Source organism: Paraburkholderia sp. GAS38, assembly GCF_050434965.1.
Taxonomy (GTDB): Bacteria; Pseudomonadota; Gammaproteobacteria; order Burkholderiales; family Burkholderiaceae; genus Paraburkholderia; species Paraburkholderia phenazinium_A.
Map to the genome: position 1 here is coordinate 402,282 of NZ_JBNDJO010000003.1, position 15,415 is coordinate 417,696.

Annotated in this window: 14 protein-coding genes; 9 read left to right on the forward strand and 5 right to left on the reverse strand. The window is 63.9% G+C overall.

What is annotated here, in order from left to right:
* The first annotated feature begins 6 nt into the window (after positions 1-6).
* Positions 7-1,458: an aldehyde dehydrogenase family protein gene (locus P3T42_RS09355; protein WP_074294577.1), complete on the forward strand. Its 1,452-nt coding sequence runs from the start codon at positions 7-9 to the stop codon at positions 1,456-1,458.
* Between the two features lie 100 nt (positions 1,459-1,558).
* Here the strand turns inward: P3T42_RS09355 and P3T42_RS09360 are convergent, their stop codons facing one another.
* Complete coding sequence (locus P3T42_RS09360; protein ID WP_074294578.1) at positions 1,559-2,536, reverse strand: 2-dehydropantoate 2-reductase; 978 nt, start codon at positions 2,534-2,536, stop codon at positions 1,559-1,561.
* Between the two features lie 561 nt (positions 2,537-3,097).
* Between P3T42_RS09360 and P3T42_RS09365 the strand changes: the two genes are divergently transcribed.
* The 4 genes from P3T42_RS09365 to P3T42_RS09380 all read left to right on the forward strand — a co-directional run bounded on the left by P3T42_RS09365 (position 3,098) and on the right by P3T42_RS09380 (position 6,837).
* Positions 3,098-4,339, forward strand: a complete 1,242-nt coding sequence (locus tag P3T42_RS09365; protein WP_429305825.1) for a M23 family metallopeptidase — start codon at positions 3,098-3,100, stop codon at positions 4,337-4,339.
* Between the two features lie 151 nt (positions 4,340-4,490).
* Positions 4,491-4,865: a DUF2946 domain-containing protein gene (locus P3T42_RS09370; protein WP_429305826.1), complete on the forward strand. Its 375-nt coding sequence runs from the start codon at positions 4,491-4,493 to the stop codon at positions 4,863-4,865.
* Between the two features lie 131 nt (positions 4,866-4,996).
* A complete protein-coding gene (locus tag P3T42_RS09375) occupies positions 4,997-5,173 on the forward strand; it encodes a hypothetical protein (RefSeq protein WP_171991597.1) in 177 nt (58 codons plus the stop codon).
* A 254-nt stretch (positions 5,174-5,427) separates the two neighbouring features.
* Positions 5,428-6,837 carry a DUF2252 domain-containing protein gene (locus tag P3T42_RS09380; RefSeq protein WP_074294580.1) on the forward strand — a complete coding sequence of 470 codons (1,410 nt, stop codon included), beginning with the start codon at positions 5,428-5,430 and terminating at the stop codon, positions 6,835-6,837.
* 21 nt (positions 6,838-6,858) lie between these two features.
* Here the strand turns inward: P3T42_RS09380 and P3T42_RS09385 are convergent, their stop codons facing one another.
* Genes P3T42_RS09385 through P3T42_RS09400 form a run of 4 tightly spaced genes read right to left on the reverse strand, consistent with a single transcriptional unit; the run spans position 6,859 to position 10,902 of the window.
* Positions 6,859-7,647 carry an energy transducer TonB gene (locus P3T42_RS09385; RefSeq protein WP_429305827.1) on the reverse strand — a complete coding sequence of 263 codons (789 nt, stop codon included), beginning with the start codon at positions 7,645-7,647 and terminating at the stop codon, positions 6,859-6,861.
* Entirely contained in the window at positions 7,640-8,038 is a 399-nt protein-coding gene (locus P3T42_RS09390) for an ExbD/TolR family protein (protein WP_074294581.1), read from the reverse strand. Before P3T42_RS09390 ends, P3T42_RS09385 begins: the two co-directional genes overlap by 8 nt.
* Positions 8,035-8,658 carry a MotA/TolQ/ExbB proton channel family protein gene (locus P3T42_RS09395; protein ID WP_429305828.1) on the reverse strand — a complete coding sequence of 208 codons (624 nt, stop codon included), beginning with the start codon at positions 8,656-8,658 and terminating at the stop codon, positions 8,035-8,037. The genes P3T42_RS09390 and P3T42_RS09395 overlap by 4 nt, the downstream gene beginning before the upstream one ends.
* A 39-nt stretch (positions 8,659-8,697) precedes the next feature.
* The gene (locus tag P3T42_RS09400) at positions 8,698-10,902 is read right to left on the reverse strand and encodes a TonB-dependent receptor (RefSeq protein ID WP_429305829.1); all 2,205 of its coding nucleotides are present in this window, start codon (positions 10,900-10,902) and stop codon (positions 8,698-8,700) included.
* 238 nt (positions 10,903-11,140) lie between these two features.
* Between P3T42_RS09400 and P3T42_RS09405 the strand changes: the two genes are divergently transcribed.
* From P3T42_RS09405 to P3T42_RS09420, 4 genes are all read left to right on the forward strand, one after another.
* Positions 11,141-13,111: an APC family permease gene (locus tag P3T42_RS09405; protein ID WP_429305830.1), complete on the forward strand. Its 1,971-nt coding sequence runs from the start codon at positions 11,141-11,143 to the stop codon at positions 13,109-13,111.
* 249 nt (positions 13,112-13,360) lie between these two features.
* Positions 13,361-14,119 carry an SDR family oxidoreductase gene (locus P3T42_RS09410; RefSeq protein WP_074294585.1) on the forward strand — a complete coding sequence of 253 codons (759 nt, stop codon included), beginning with the start codon at positions 13,361-13,363 and terminating at the stop codon, positions 14,117-14,119.
* Positions 14,120-14,209: 90 nt separating this feature from the next.
* The gene (locus P3T42_RS09415) at positions 14,210-14,443 is read left to right on the forward strand and encodes an oxidoreductase-like domain-containing protein (RefSeq protein ID WP_429305831.1); all 234 of its coding nucleotides are present in this window, start codon (positions 14,210-14,212) and stop codon (positions 14,441-14,443) included.
* A complete protein-coding gene (locus P3T42_RS09420; RefSeq protein WP_429305832.1) occupies positions 14,440-15,306 on the forward strand; it encodes an NAD-dependent protein deacetylase in 867 nt (288 codons plus the stop codon). The genes P3T42_RS09415 and P3T42_RS09420 overlap by 4 nt, the downstream gene beginning before the upstream one ends.
* The last annotated feature ends 109 nt before the right edge of the window (positions 15,307-15,415 follow it).

Sequence of the window (15,415 nt, forward strand, 5' to 3'; positions counted from 1 at the left end):
ACCACGATGGACTCTGAACTCGACCTCAGGCGCTATGACCTTCTGATCGACGGCAAACGCGTACCGCCCAGCGGCGGCGAATACTCGGTTGACATCAACCCCGCCACCGAAGAGCCGATCGCGCTCGTCGCGCAAGGTAGTGCCGCCGATGTCGACACGGCAGTGCGTGCCGCCCGTGCCGCGCTGAAGGTGTGGAATGCGCTGCGCGCGTCGGAACGGGGCCGCATTCTCGGCCGCTTCGCGGAATTGTTGCGCACGCATCAAGATGAACTGGCGACGCTTGAAAGTCTCGATGCAGGCAAGCCGATTGCCGCCGTGCAACGTCAGGATTTACCCGCTGCAATCGACACGCTCGCCTACTACGCCGGTTGGTGCGACAAGATCACCGGGCAGGTGGTGCCGGTGCGCCCCGACGCCTTGACGTACACGATCCGTGAGCCGGTCGGTGTGGTCGCGGCAATCGTGCCGTGGAATTTTCCGTTGATGATCGGCATGTGGAAAATTGCGCCCGCACTTGCATGCGGCTGCACGATGATCGTCAAGCCCGCCGAGATCACGCCGCTGACGGCATTGCGGGTGGGCGAGCTCGCGCTGGAGGCAGGCGTGCCGCCCGGCGTGCTGAATATCGTCACAGGCAAGGGACGCGTGGTCGGTGATGCACTGGTCGCGCATCCGGGTGTCGACAAGGTGACGTTCACCGGGTCGCCTTCGGTAGGGCGCGGCATTCTGCAGGGCGCTGCGGTCAACTTCAAGCGCGTGACGCTGGAGCTAGGCGGCAAGTCGGCCAACGTGATTTTCCCCGATGCGAATCTGGACAGTGCCGTGCGTGCGGCGGCATCGGGCATTTTCTTCAACACGGGACAGGTGTGCTCGGCGGGCTCGCGTATTCTGGCGCATCGCGACATCTATGACGAAGTGGTCGAACGGTTGGCGGCGCGTGCGAAATCGATCAAGGTCGGCGATCCTGCCGCGCGCGAAACCTCGATGGGGCCGGTTGTTTCGGCTGCGCAGATGAAGACGGTGCTCGACTATGTGGACATAGGTAAGGAAGAAGGCGCAACACTGGTGACCGGCGGTGCGCGTCTGGGCCAGCGTGGTTTCTACGTCGAGCCGACCGTGTTTGCGAATGTGGAACACGAGATGCGGATCTCGCAGGAGGAGATCTTTGGACCAGTGGCCAGCGTGATCCGCTTCGATGATGAGGCCGATGCGATACGGATTGCTAACGGTACGCTCTATAGCCTGGCTGCAGGCGTGTGGAGTGCGGATATCGGACGTGTGCACCGGGTGGCGCATGCGCTCAAGGCGGGTACGGTGTGGATCAATACGTATGGCTACACCGATGTGCGCCTACCTTGGGGCGGAGCGGGCGATTCGGGATTCGGCCGTGAACACGGCGATGTGGCCATCGAGAACTTCACGGAACCCAAGGCGGTGTGGCTGTCGATCGATCAATGAGGTTTGGGTAAGCGGTAAAGAAATCGAGCCCGTTGGGCTCGATTTCTTTCGCGGCAGGTCCGTTCTTCGTGGAGAAAGCGGACCGCCCGCGCGTCGCGAATCATCCGCCCTGTAACGCAATGCGTTCGCGCAATTTGACCAGCGCCAGCACGACGTCGATTGTCGGCGTGGGTTCGCCGACGAGCCGGCCCATTTCCTGCACGACCGTGAGCAACGGGTCGATTTCCATGGGCCGGCGGTTTTCCAGATCGACCAGTGTCGAAGTCTTGTGTGCGCCCACCGCACCCGCGCCGTCGATGCGCTTCTCGACGTCGACGCGAAAATGCACGCCGAAGTGATCCGCGATCTGCTTCGCCTCGAGCATCATCGTGCGCGACACGGCACGCGTGCCGGGGTCGCTCGTGAGGACGTCGAGCGTGGCGTGGGTCAGGGCGCTGATCGGGTTGAAGCACAGATTGCCCCACAGCTTGAGCCAGATTTCATCGCGGATGTTCTCGCGAATCGGCGCATCGAAACCGGCCGCCTGCATGATCTCGTGAAGCTGCTGGATACGTGGCGTGCGCTCGCCGCTGGGCTCGCCAATGGGGAATTTCTTGCCGTACACGTGCTTGATCAGACCCGGCTCGACGATCTCCGCTGCGGGATACAGCACGCAGCCTATCGCGCGTTCAGGACCGAGCCGCGTCCATTGCGAGCCGTCCGGGTCGATACTGGACAGACGTGTGCCCGCGAATTTGCCGCCGTGCTGATAGAAGTACCAGTAAGGGATACCGTTGACGCCAGTGACGATCGCCGTGTGTTTGCCGAGCAACGGCTGCATCGACTCGACGACGCCAGGCAATGAGTGTGCCTTGAGCGTCACGATGACGTAGTCCTGCACGCCGAGTTCACGGGGATCCGACGTACAGCGCACGCGTGCGCTGAGTTCCTCGCCATCCATCAGCACGCGTGCGCCGTGTTCGCGCATCGCGGCAAGATGAGGACCGCGTGCCACGAAGCTCACGTCGGCGCCTGCCCGCGCCAGTTGCACACCCATCAACCCGCCGATTGCCCCTGCGCCGAAGATACAGATCTTCATGATTTATCGCCTCAGTCACAATGAAAAACCGCTTGCCCGTCAGCGCGCGAGGCGCGGCCGCGTGGGCTGGGCCAGCGATGAGGCCGGCGCAGCAGGACGCGGCCGGAGAGGGCCACGGTTCGAGCATAAGGTGAGGCTACGATTGGGGATAGTTAAAGTTTCTGTAGCGATGCATTAGCGATGGGTTATGGATCGTCGAGGTGAATGCGAACTGGACGGCCAGTGGAAAAGCGGCAACGCCAGCGCGGCCAGCTCCCAGGCGCATACACGGCAGTGGCTTACTTAGGAAATCTGAGGAAAGCTCGGAAAACCGGAGCCCACCCGGCGCGGCAAAGCGTCGCGTCGGTGCTCAGGCTCAAGTCGCTTAGACAGGACTAGTCCTATTTTTTCATTCCACCTCCTTCAGTAAACTGCTGTTTCCTGTTGCCGGGCTGTGCAGTCCGATGTCGTAGTCTTTCCAGGGGCTGCTCACCCATCTCTTCTGCGCCGTTGCCAAGTGTCATCGCACTACCACGTATGCCCGCAGCCTTCTTTCTGTTTCGACTGCGAGAGTTCTACGTCATGTGGCAGTACCTACGTAACATCCTCGCGCGCGAGCAGCTCACTTCCACTGATTCGAGCCGTCAGGCTCAGCTCAAACGCAAATCCTCGAAGGGTGTTGCCGCCAGTGCGGCCTTGCTGAGCAGCGCGATCGCCGCGTTGGGCACACCGGTCGCATCAGGTGTCGCGGCGAATCCGCTCAGCCGGCCTGTAGCGGCCAGCGCGAGCGGACTCGCAGTGGAGTGGGCCATGCTGGGCGCGCAACACCCTGTGTCCGGCGCCGCGAACCTGCGTGAATGGTTCGGGCGAGTCGGCGTAAGCGCGGGCAGCGACGTCGCTAGCGTCAAGCTGGCCGACCAGCGCGTCACGAATGGCGCTCGTTCCACACTGTCGGGCGCCGCGCCGTTGAACATGCGGGCCGCTGGGAGCGGCGTCTATGCCGGTCCGATCAAGCGTGATTCGCGCGCGACGTGGACGCCCGTAGGGTTGCCCGCGGACCTCGCGGCGCAACTTGCCCGCATTCTCGCGGGGCAACTGGACACCACACGGCCAGCTCAAGCCGACGATTACTACCGCATCGTCTACGAACCCGTCGCGGGCAATCAGGGCGTTACGCGCAGGCGCGTAACCGCGCTCGAAATTCGATTCGCGGGTCGCACTTATCGGGCGGTGTGGTTCGTCGCACGCGGGCAGGCCGCCGGAGACTATTACTCGTTCGATGGCCAGCGTCTCACTGCTGAGCCATTTGCCATGCCGTTGAACTACGTTCGCGTGAGTTCGCCGTTCGGTTACCGGATTCATCCCGTGACCGGAGAACGCGTGCTGCATACCGGCGTGGATCTCACCGCCGCACGGGGAACGCCGGTTGTTGCCGCCGCGGCAGGGACGGTGCAGTTCGTCGGTGTCGATAGTGGCTATGGCAAGCATGTCGTCGTGCGTCACGCGCGCGGCTACACCACTTGCTACGCGCATCTGTCGGCGTTCGCCAGTCGTTTGCGGGTCGGCACGCAGGTCAGCGAGGGACAGCCATTGGGCGCGGTCGGACAGACAGGCGTTGCGACCGGACCGCATCTGCATTTCGAAGTACGCCTGAACAATCAGCCGACTGATCCGCTCAAATTGACGAACCGCTTCAGCGCGGTGCCGCTGACTGCCAGCCAGCGTGCTGCGTTCGATCATGTGGCGAGCGTCGCACGTAATCAGCTAGCGGGATTGTCTGCCGATATCCGTACTGTATCGAACGCACCGGTCGCCGCGCACTGAGTCTTTACGGCCTCGGCAAAGCAAAACACGCCGAGGCCACGTCGCGACACACCAGGGCGCGCCATGCGCAGCATGCCGGATCAATGAGGACGACTCATTGGCCTCCACGCATGGCATAATTTGTCAGCTTTCATTTTTCTGACTACGCCGCATGTTGCGTCGCCATCTGCAGAAGATCGGCTCGATCCTCGGATTGCTTGCGATCCTGATGGCGACTCTCGCACCCACGGTTTCGCAGGCGCTGAGCGCGCACAACAGACTCGACGCGGCGCTTGCCGAGCGTTGTTCGGCGACCGCGGGCGCGACGGATGTGGGGCGCGCCGCACCGCAGCCGCTCATCTTCCATTGGCAGGCCTGCGGTTATTGCAGTCTGCTCGCGCAGGTCCCCGTCGTGCCGCCGGCCAACTTCGCATTCGCCACGCAAGCGCCGTTTGCGCACAGTGCCATCGTGCGCGTGACTGCGAGCACGCTGTCCATCTTTCCCGTCACCTCGGCGCAGCCTCGTGCGCCGCCTGTCGTTCCCTGATCCTTTCCGGTCTTGCAGTTGCAACGGTTCCGCTGATCCGCCCTGCGTTCTCATAACGCAAACGCGGACGCGCTGCGGCATGCGTTACGCATTTAGCGACGGTCCACGCCGTCTTTATCATGGAGGTCACGATGAAACGAGGTCAACGCCTGCGCCGCTGGCTCGTGCGTCACCGGATGCACCTGAACCTGGCGGCGCTGTTTGTTTGCGGTTTATGGGCTGGCGGGCTCGCATGGATGACACGTCCCGATGACATTGGCATGACATCGGTCGCGTCGCCGATCTGCTGCTTCCGCGCGGTGAAGTAGCGGCGCGGGAAGATAAGGGACGCTCGCGCCGGGGCGGCGCACGCCCCTTTGCCGTATCTGGGGGCTCGGCACTTGCGCCCGCGTTCACCAGAGGATTTAATACGGCAACGCGATGGCGCTTGCCAGCGTGGTAGTAAGGCGGTCTTCGAAGAACAACGAACAAGTGCAATCCGGCGCGCGCCCAGGTGGGGCGCATCGGCACGGTAGCGGCGCGGCGAGGCCGGCTACGGCGAGTCACCCAAAACGGAGAGAGCATGAAAGCCAGCACCATCGCGGAGCGGGAAGCCATCGGCCGCGCAGCTCGCGAGCATTCAAAGCGTTCGAGTCATCGCGCGCTGGGCGAGATCCACCGCAATCCGATCGATCTGCTCAAGCAAAGCAGCGAGGGGCGGGTTCAGAAGCTGGTGCCGTTGCGCTACGGCCGCATGTCCGTGTCGCCGTTCACGTTCTTTCGCGGCAGCGCGATCATCCAGGCTCACGATCTGAGCCGGGTGCCCGATACCGGCATCGTGATGCCGATCTGCGGCGACGGTCATCTGATGAACTTCGGCGGCTTTGCGACGCCCGAACGGCAACTGATATTCGATCTGAACGACTTCGACGAAGTGGCGCTCGGGCCGTTCGAGTGGGACCTCAAGCGCCTGACGGCCAGTCTCGTGGTGGCGGCGCGCCATATGCGCCTGAGCCGGAGCTTCGCCGGCGAGCTGGTGATGACGGCGGTGAGCGAGTACCGGGACCGCATGACGCAGTATGCGCAATGCGGGGCGCTGGAGCTGTGGTACGACCGCATTACGTTCGAACGGATGGCCGAGACGGCGTTGACGCCGGAGCGTCGCCGCACGGTCAGACGCGGCATGGAGAAGGCGGCGGGGCGCACCCAGGAGAGCATGCTCGACAAGATGTGCGAACACGACGGCGACCAACTGATCATTCGCGATGCGCCACCCGGACTCTTTCATGTGCATGGCGCCAATACGATGTTCGAGGCCGAAGACGACTGGTTCACGCTCGGCGACTGGCGCAAGCTGATCGGCCCGATGTACGGCGAATACCTGAAAACGCTGACCCATGACCGGCGCGAACTGCTCAGCCATTTTTCGATGCAGGACCTGGTGTTCAAGGTGGTCGGCGTCGGCAGCGTGGGCACGCGCTGTCTGGTGTTGCTCAGCACCGATCACATGGGCAAGCCGCTGTTTTTGCAGATCAAGGAGGCGCGCCAGTCGGTGATCTCGCAGTACTTCAAAGGCCAGACCTTGCATCACGATGGCGAACGCGTGGTGCGCGGGCAGCGGGTGTTGCAGGCGGCGAGCGACATTTTCCTCGGCTGGGCAACCGGTCCGTCGGGCCGGCATTTCTATTTCCGCCAACTGCGCGACATGAAGCTCTCGGCGAACATCGAACTGTTCGATAACGACCTGCTGCTGGGTTACGCCAAGCTGTGCGGCTGGGTCATGGCGCGCGCCCATGCCAAGGCGAGCGGCAAGGCGATCGAGATCAGTGCGTATATCGGCCGGGGCGATCAGTTCGGCGAGGCGCTGACCGAGTATGCGCACGGCTGCGCGGATCAGGTCGAGAAAGACTACGAGGCGTTTATGAAAGCCTGCCGCAGCGGCGAGCTCGAGGCGCGTAGCGATGAGGACATGGCGGCGGACTTCCGTATGTAGTCCTGTTCAACTCAACTCAGATCAGCTTACCGAGAAATGCACCCGCACGTCCTGATCGCTTTCAACCGGATGGCCGTTCTCCATGGCCGGGTAGAAACGCCAGCGGTGCAAGGTCTCCAGCAGGATCTGGTTGAGTCGCGGATTTTGCGTCGGCTTGATCAGTTCGACGTCGAAGGTGCCGTCTGCGTGTACCTTGAAGCGCGCGACGGCCGTGAGCTGATAGCCCTGTTCGCGCAGGTCGTCGGGCAAAACCGGCACCGGTTGCGAGACCAGGCGTGCCTGGGTGCTGCCGGCTGAGGCAGGTGGCGCCGAGAAGACCGTGCCGTTCGATGGCGTTGCTGTCGCGCTCGATGCGGTCTGTGTGGCGGCGGGCGCTTGCGCTGGCCCTTGTTCTTGCGATTGCGCTGCAGGTGCCACAGGTTGATCGTGCGTGGCCGGTTCTGTGGGTGAGCGCGCCTCTTCACGCGGCGGCGTTGTGGGGGCTTGACTGCTGCGCGACGGGACCGCGTGCGTAAGCGGCTGTTGCTGCGCTTGCACCTGGCTCGAAGTGCGCTTTGCAGCCTGGGGCGGCGGTGCCGCTGGTGGGTGCGTGGCCGGGACAATGGCTGCCGGTGCCGGCGTTGGCGCGAGTTCAACCAGACGCATTTCCATCGTCGTCGGCGCGTGCTGCGGCGGCGCACCGCTCGACAACCACCCCACGGATCGCGCCAGCAGTGCCAGGCACAGCACCGCAGCCAGCACGAACGTCATCGAGAACCGTACGCGCTCGCGGTCGACGAACCCCAGCAGCCGTTGCACGCTGCTACTCACGATGCACGGCGACCAGAAAGTGTTCGGCCCCGGCCGCGCGTGCGGCCAGCATGGCCTGCACGACGACGCCATGCGAAGCATGATCGTCGGCGGCGACCACCACATTGGCGTCGGGGCGCAGCAGCCGTGCGATCGTTGGCGTCACCTGATCGAGCCGCACGGCCTGCTGATTGATAAACACCTGATTGGCTTCGTTCACCGAAAGCGTCAGCGGCTTGTCCTGTGACAACTGCTGCGCGTGTCCTTGCGGCAGATTGATCCGTACCGCGTCGAGACGCTGCATCGCCAGCGAGGTCAGCATGAAGGTCGCCAGCAGAAAGAACATCACATCGATCATTGGGATGATCTCGATGCGGCCGCGCTTCGAGCGGCGTGAGCGCCGCAGTTTCATGACGACAATCCGGCGGTTTCGCTCGCGAGGCGCAGATCGCAGAGGGCTTCATTGGCGAACGATTCGAGGTCGTCCATCAACCGGTCGATGCGGCGCGAAAAGAAGTTGAACGCAAACAGCGCGACGAGGGCAATGACCAGACCGATCGCAGTGGCGATCAGCGCCTGCGCGACGCCGCCCGTGACGCCCGACGGATTGACGAGGCCATCGCCGCCGATCAGCTTGAACGAATGCATCATGCCGACGATCGTGCCTAGCAGTCCCAGCAACGGCGCCGCCGTCACGATGGTTTCGAGCAGCCAGAGGCCACGGCTCATGTCGCGTTCGATCTGCGCCGCGGCGGCTTCGACCCGCGTTTCGATGCGCCACAGCGGCGCGCGCGCGTCGCCGAGCAGACGGCCAATCCGGCTAAAGGCATGCTGTTGCGGCAAGCCGTTGGAAAGCTGCGCGAGCCCGGCCAACCCCGCCACTTCCGTTGCTTGCGGCATCCGCGCGAACCGCCAGAACGCATAGCCCCGGTCGAGCGTGATGGCGAGCGCAACGATCGCCAGCACGGTCAGCGGATAGATCACCCAGCCGCCGAGGCGCGCGGCCTCGGCGAGATTGGTCCAGTCGTTCATGCTCAAACTCCTCGTATTGCCTGGCCGTCGCCGACGCGATCAGAACCGCTTGGTGATACCGGCGTAGATGGCGCGCTGCGGACCGTATTGCGGCGCTTCGACGCCGATGCCCGAACCGTCGCGCAGTTCATACACGCTATTGATCGCATTGATCAGCACGACACGGGCTTCGAATTTGCCGACGATCGGTTCGTTGAAATGCTGGATCACGGCGAGATTGAGTTGCCCGTACCACGGCAGCTTGTCGGTGTTCGCAAAGCCGCTGCGCAGGCCGCTGCCGACGAGCGCATCGGCCGTGAAAGTGGTCTTGCCCAGGTCGTAGGCGCCGCCGAGCGAAACGGTCACGCGCTGGTCGTGATCCAGATACACCCAGTTGTTGGCGATGTACGCAAGCTCCGCCGCGCTGAAGTTGAACTGCGCCGAGTCGACGTCCTTACCCTGCGCCTTGCTGTACGCGACATTCAGATACGCGGATACGTTGCCCTGTTTATAGTTGGTGGTGAATTCGAGTCCGTAGACGCGGCCGTACTGGTAGTTGAACGGCGTGTAGATCAGCGCGGTGCCGAACTGACCTTCGTCGAGCAGGTTCCTCGCGATCTTGTAGTACGCGTCGAGCCCGACGGTCAGCGCAGGCGTGAGGCGCTGCGTCACGCCAATGTCGAAATAGTCGCTGCGCTCGGGCTGCACCGGGCTGTCCTGGGTGACTTCGCTCTGGTTGGTGGTGCCGTTAAAGCGCGTGACCGTCGAAGCCGAGACCAGTTCGAAATCCGGCGGCGTGAAGTAGCGCGAGTAGCCGGCGTGCAGCGTGGTGGCGTTGGTCGGCGTGAACACGAGACCGATGCGCGGGCTCAACTGGCTCGCATGCACGTATTCGTCCATGCCGTCGTAACGCAGACCGTAGTTCAGCGTCAGCTTGTTATTGAGCTTCCACTCGTCCTGCAGGTACGCGCTATACAGATAGCCGGTGCTCGCGCCCGAGTCGTTGATCGTGAAGGGGACGTCGGAGAGCTGGTTGCCGTTGGCGTCGGCCGGGAACACGGAGACGCTGTCGTTGAAGACGGCGCGTTCCTGCTCGAGCCACACGCCGGCGCGCAGTGTGTGCGCGTCGTTGAGCCGGAACGTCGTATCGGCCTGCGCGCCTTCTGCCTGGTTGCTGCGGAAGTCGCTCGACGCCACGCCGTTGAACATCAGATCGCCGATCGGGTCGGGATTGAACTGGGTCCGCGTATAGCGCGTGAACAGCGACACCTGGTAGTCGAGCGCACCGCCATTGGTGCCCTGCAACGCCAGCACGGCGAAGTTGTTCAACTCCGATTGCGTTTCGTTGAGGTTGGCGGAATTGAACGTCGTCTGGCCGGCGAGCGCGAAATTGGTCGGCAATCCCGGCGTATTCGGCAGTTCGAACTGATTGGCCGCGGTGCCCGCCATCAAGGTCACGCGCGTGAGCGGGTTGATGATGTACGACAGATAGCCGAAGCCGTTGCCCTGGCGCGTGTGGTCGTGCAATGGACTGCCGTCCGAGGTCGGCGCCTCGATGCCGAGGTTGTTCACGCCCAGCGTGCCGGTAAAGAAATAGCTTAGCGGTCCTTGCGAGCCGTAGACGTCGGCACTGCTCTGCAGCGTCTGATGACTGCCGCCGTACACGTCGACCGCGCCGCCGTTACCGAGGTCGCCTGATTTCGTCGTGATGTCGACAATCCCGGCGGTTTTATAGCCATATTGCGCGGGCAACGCGCCGGTGATCAGGTTGACCTGATCGACGATGTGCGTGTCGAGCGACTGCCCAAAGCCGCTGATCGGCTCGGGAATGATGATGCCGTTGATGCGGTATTGCAGGTCGGCGTGGTCGCCACGCACGTGGAGCTGACCATACGAATCGTTGGCGACGCCCGGCGCCTGCAGCAGGACCTGGTTGATCGGCGTGTTATCGCCTTGCGGCAAGGCCTGAATGTCCGCTTGCGTGAAACGGTAGACGCTCGCGCCGACGTCCGGCTGCAGGCCGTTACGCGCCACGTTGAGGCGCTGCGCCTGAACGTTGACGTCGATCGTGCCGTCTTTTTGCGGCGCTGCGCTCAACGGTTGAGGCGTGCTGCCGTCGGCGCTAGCACTTTCAGCCGCAGTCCCCTGGGTATCGGCGACGCTGCCTGTCGCGGGAGCACCCGCGGTGGCGGCGAGGACATGCAGGGAAGCTGTCTGCGCGAACAACAGCAATGCGGCACGCGAAATCAGTGTGTGATGTTTCATGTTCTTGTTGTGCGGTGGAAGATCCTCTTGTCGCACCGGGCTATCTGGCGCCGCATTGCCTGGCAGGCGAGCCCGATCTGCGAATTGTGGGATGTTATAACATAACAATTTGTTTCCGCAATCACCCATTTGCACGGGTGTGGTGGATCAGCGGGTAACGCCGACTGGCAGATGGCAGGGAACTGCCCTACATTTCCAATGCGTAGTCAGTTGACGACATCCCTCGCGAGGAGACGCCATGACAGCGGTCAACAAGGTGTGGCAACTGCTCTTCGGCAAGCCCCTCGATCCCCTCGATCCCCGCACCCGCCACGCGATCGCGGTCACACCGATACTCGCGTGGGTGGGGCTCGGCGCCGATGGTTTGTCGTCGTCGTGCTACGGGCCGGAAGAAGCGTTTCTTGCGCTCGGCCAGCACACCCAGCTCGCGCTATTTCTCGCGCTCGCCACTGCGGCGACGGTGTTCATCATCGCGCTCGGCTATAACCAGGTGATCGAACTGTTTCCGACCGGTGGCGGCGGCTACCGCGTCGCGACCGCGCTGCTGGGCCCGCGTCCGGGCCTGGTGTCCGGCGCGGCGCTGCTGGTCGACTATGTGCTGACGGTGGCGACGTCCCTGGCGAGCGGCGTCGATGCCTTCTTCAGTCTGTTGCCGATCGGCGCGCAGGCGTTCAAGCTCGCCACCGAGCTGATCCTCATCGTACTGATGACCGGTCTCAACTTTCGCGGCATGCGCGAATCCATCATGGTGCTGCTGCCTATTTTCATGGGCTTTGTCGTGCTGCACCTGGGGCTGATCGTCTACGGCGTGGCCGTGCACGGCAATCATCTGGCCGCCGTGGTGCCGGGCGCCGTGGGTGAAGCGCATAGCATGTCGCATGCGTTGGGACCGCTCGTGGTCGCGGCGCTGCTGATGCGGGCCTTTTCGCTCGGCGGCGGCACTTATACCGGCCTCGAAGCGGTCTCGAACAACGTCAACATGCTGGCCGAGCCGCGCGTGCCGGCCGGCAAGGTGACGATGTTCTATATGGCCTCATCGCTCGCGTTCACCGCGGGCGGCATCATCCTGCTCTACATGCTGTGGCATGCCCAGCCGGTGGAAGGGCAAACGCTCAACGCGGTGGTGTTCGGCAGCGTGATCGACCATCTGGGCCTCGGCTCCGCATTCGCGCGTCATGCGTTGCTGGCGGCGGTGCTCGCCTTCGAGGCGGGTCTGCTGCTGGTCGGCGCGCAAACCGGCTTTCTCGACGGGCCGGCGGTGCTCTCGAACATGGCGGCCGATTCATGGGTGCCGCGTCATTTCCGTGACCTGTCGACGCGCCTCGTGCGGCAGAACGGCATCGTCGTGATGGGCGTAGCGAGTCTCGCGATCCTGATGTGGACGCGCGGCAACGTGGACATTCTCGTCGTGCTGTACAGCATCAACGTGTTTCTGACTTTCAGCCTGTCGTTACTGGGTTTGTGCACCTACTGGTGGAAGCATCGCCACGAACGCGGCTGGGTGCGGCACTTTGCGCTGTCGGCGCTCGGGCTGGCGGTGACGAGCACGGTGCTGGTGATCACGCTGATCGAGAAGTTCACGGAAGGCGGCTGGCTGACCGTGCTGGTGACGAGCGCTGTAGTGGCGTTGTGCTTTCTCATCAAACGCCATTACAGCGATACGCGCACGCAGCTTGCCAAAGAAGATGCGCTCTTTGCCGGCGAGCCGCCTGCGCTAACCGACGAAGCGGCCCTGCTCAAGCCCGATCCGGCGCAGCCTACGGCGATCCTGCTGGTGGGCAAGCATCGTGGCGCGAGCATGCATGCGTTGCTATGGGTCAACCGGCTGTTTCCCGGCCACTTCAAGAGCATCATCTTTCTCGCGGTGGGGGAAGTGGACGCGAAGAGCTACGAGGGCGAAGAAAATCTGCAGCGCTTGCAGCAGACCATCAGCGCGTCGCTCGCCTATTACGTCGGGTTTTGCCGTCAGCATGGCATCGCCGCCGATTACCGCATGGCCTTCGGCACGCATCCGGTCATCGAGTTCATGAAGCTCGCCGACACGACCATGGACGAGTTTCCAAACAGCGTGTGCTTTGCCAGCAAGCTGATCTTCAAGCGCGTCAACTTTCTGACCGCGTGGCTGCATAACCAGACCCCCGTCGAAATCCAGACGCGCCTGCATCAGCAGGGCAGGCAGATGGTGCTGTTGCCGATGAACGTCGGCTGAGCGGCCTTCGCAGGTCGGTTAAGCTGCCTGCGGACTTCGCTGCCGTCAACGCGCAGACGTGGTACGTTGCTGGACGCGATTCATCCCGTGGATGTTGCCGGCATGCGCGGCCGTCCACCTTGAGCTGAAAACCCACCCTGAACCTTTCGCGCGCGGCGTATCCGACGTCGCCGCGCGCGAACGCCGGCCACCCGTTAGCATCGTCACGCGTGACGGGTCGTGTGCGGCGCATCCGCAAGGAGACTCGTTGTGACTGCAACAAACAAAGTGGCGCTGGTAACCGGCGCGGGCAGCGGCATTGGCCTCGCGACGGCGCGCAGGCTGCTTGAACACGGCTATAGCGTGGTGCTGACCGGACGCCGCCAGGCGCCGCTCGATGCGCTCGCCGACGAGGCGCGGCAACGCGGCGCGGACGCGCTCGCGGTTGCGTGCGACGTGAGCGACGCGGCGGGCGTCGCTGCGCTGTTCGATGCGATCCGCCAGCGCTATGGCCGCCTCGATGTGCTGTTCAACAACGCAGGGCGCGGCGGACCGCCGGTGGAGATCGACGAACTCAGCGTCGAAGACTGGCGCGCCGTCGTCGACATCAACCTGACCGGTGTGTTTCTCTGCACCCGCGCAGCGTTCGGCCTGATGAAAACGCAGACCCCGCGCGGCGGCCGCATCATCAACAACGGCTCGATCTCGGCGCATGCGCCGCGTCCGAACAGCATTGCCTACACATCGACCAAGCACGCCATCACCGGGCTGACCAAGTCCGTTTCGCTCGACGGTCGCAAGTACGACATCTGCTGCGGGCAGATCGACATCGGCAACGCGGCCACCGAGATGGCCGAGCGGATGGCGCGTGGCGTGCCGCAGGCAAACGGCGAGATCGCGATCGAGCCGTTGATGGATGTGGAACTGGTCGCCGATGCGGTGTTGCATATGGCGAATCTGCCGCTGTCCGCGAACGTGCAGTTCATGACCATCATGGCAAGCAAGATGCCGTTTGTCGGGCGTGGGTGAGGGCGGCGAAACGGCGTTGCCGCCGTTCCCGCCGCACGCCGCGTGTCGGATCAATTTATACTGACTGATCCCTGTCACCCGGATAGTGCCGTGCCTCAAGCTTCGCCGAAGGACGCACTGCGCGACCAGCCGCAGGACCACCCGCTCGACGATCCACCCCCGGTGCCGCCTGTGCGGCCCGGCCCCGACGATTGCTGTCATAGCGGATGCAGCCCCTGTGTCTTCGATCTGTACGATGACGCGCTCGATCGCTATCACGCGGCGCTCGCTGCGTGGCAAGCACGCCAGCCATCCCCGTCTAGCTCCGACCGTCCGCGCTCATGACCGACCTCCAGCCCGACACGCCCGCCCCACCCGACATGCCCACGCTCGACGAACTGCATGACTTCGTGCGGCGCCACCCGCGTCTGTTCGTGCTGTCCGGCGCGGGCATCAGCACCGACTCCGGCATCCCCGGCTACCGCGACGAAAACGGCGAATGGAAGCGCTCGCCGCCGATCACCCTGCAGGAGTTTCTCGGCTCGCTGGCCTCGCGGCAGCGCTATTGGGCGCGTAGCATGATCGGCTGGCCGGTGGTGGCCGAGGCTCAGCCGAACGCCGCGCATCGCGCGCTGGCCCGACTCGAAGCCGCCGGGCATGTGCCGACGCTGGTCACGCAGAACGTCGACGGGCTGCATCAACGCGCGGGCAGCAGCGACGTGATCGAACTGCACGGCAGCATCGGCGCCGTGACCTGTCTGGATTGCGGCACACGGCATGCCCGCGCGACGATCCAGCAGACGCTCGAAGCCGACAACCCTGCGCTGCTCGACGTGGTCGCCGAGCCCGCCGCCGACGGCGACGCGCACCTCGAATGGCACGATCTGGGCGGCTTTCGCATTCCGGCGTGTCCGAATTGCGGTGGACTGCTGAAACCGTCGGTGGTGTTCTTCGGCGAGAACGTGCCGCGGGTGACGGTCGACGACGCCACCCGCGCGCTCGAAGCCGCCGACGCGATGCTGGTGGTCGGCTCGTCGCTGATGGTCTATTCGGGCTATCGCTTCTGCGTGTGGGCGCAAAAGATGGGCAAGCCGATCGCCGCGATCAATCTCGGCCGCACGCGCGCCGACCCGCTGCTGGCGCTGAAGGTCGCCGCGCCGTGCGCCGGGACGCTGACGGCGCTGGCCGCGCGCCTGGCGCTGGATTGACGGCTCGCCAGATGGACCTCAGATCGCCGATAATGGAACGCGGCGAAACCTTCGATGCCGTCAGCCACGACCGTTCACCAGTCGAGAGACCGCGCACGAGCCCTTATCG

Bases quoted from the DNA above. Each gene is read 5' to 3' on its own strand.
- P3T42_RS09370 (WP_429305826.1), top strand. From the start codon at position 4,491: ATGTTGCGTCGCCATCTGCAGAAGATCGGCTCGATCCTCGGATTGCTT.
- P3T42_RS09405 (WP_429305830.1), top strand. From the start codon at position 11,141: ATGACAGCGGTCAACAAGGTGTGGCAACTGCTCTTCGGCAAGCCCCTC.
- P3T42_RS09395 (WP_429305828.1), bottom strand. From the start codon at position 8,658: ATGAACGACTGGACCAATCTCGCCGAGGCCGCGCGCCTCGGCGGCTGG.
- P3T42_RS09375 (WP_171991597.1), top strand. From the start codon at position 4,997: ATGAAACGAGGTCAACGCCTGCGCCGCTGGCTCGTGCGTCACCGGATG.
- P3T42_RS09360 (WP_074294578.1), bottom strand. From the start codon at position 2,536: ATGAAGATCTGTATCTTCGGCGCAGGGGCAATCGGCGGGTTGATGGGT.
- P3T42_RS09420 (WP_429305832.1), top strand. From the start codon at position 14,440: ATGACCGACCTCCAGCCCGACACGCCCGCCCCACCCGACATGCCCACG.
- P3T42_RS09400 (WP_429305829.1), bottom strand. From the start codon at position 10,902: ATGAAACATCACACACTGATTTCGCGTGCCGCATTGCTGTTGTTCGCG.
- P3T42_RS09390 (WP_074294581.1), bottom strand. From the start codon at position 8,038: ATGAAACTGCGGCGCTCACGCCGCTCGAAGCGCGGCCGCATCGAGATC.
- P3T42_RS09365 (WP_429305825.1), top strand. From the start codon at position 3,098: ATGTGGCAGTACCTACGTAACATCCTCGCGCGCGAGCAGCTCACTTCC.
- P3T42_RS09355 (WP_074294577.1), top strand. From the start codon at position 7: ATGGACTCTGAACTCGACCTCAGGCGCTATGACCTTCTGATCGACGGC.
- P3T42_RS09380 (WP_074294580.1), top strand. From the start codon at position 5,428: ATGAAAGCCAGCACCATCGCGGAGCGGGAAGCCATCGGCCGCGCAGCT.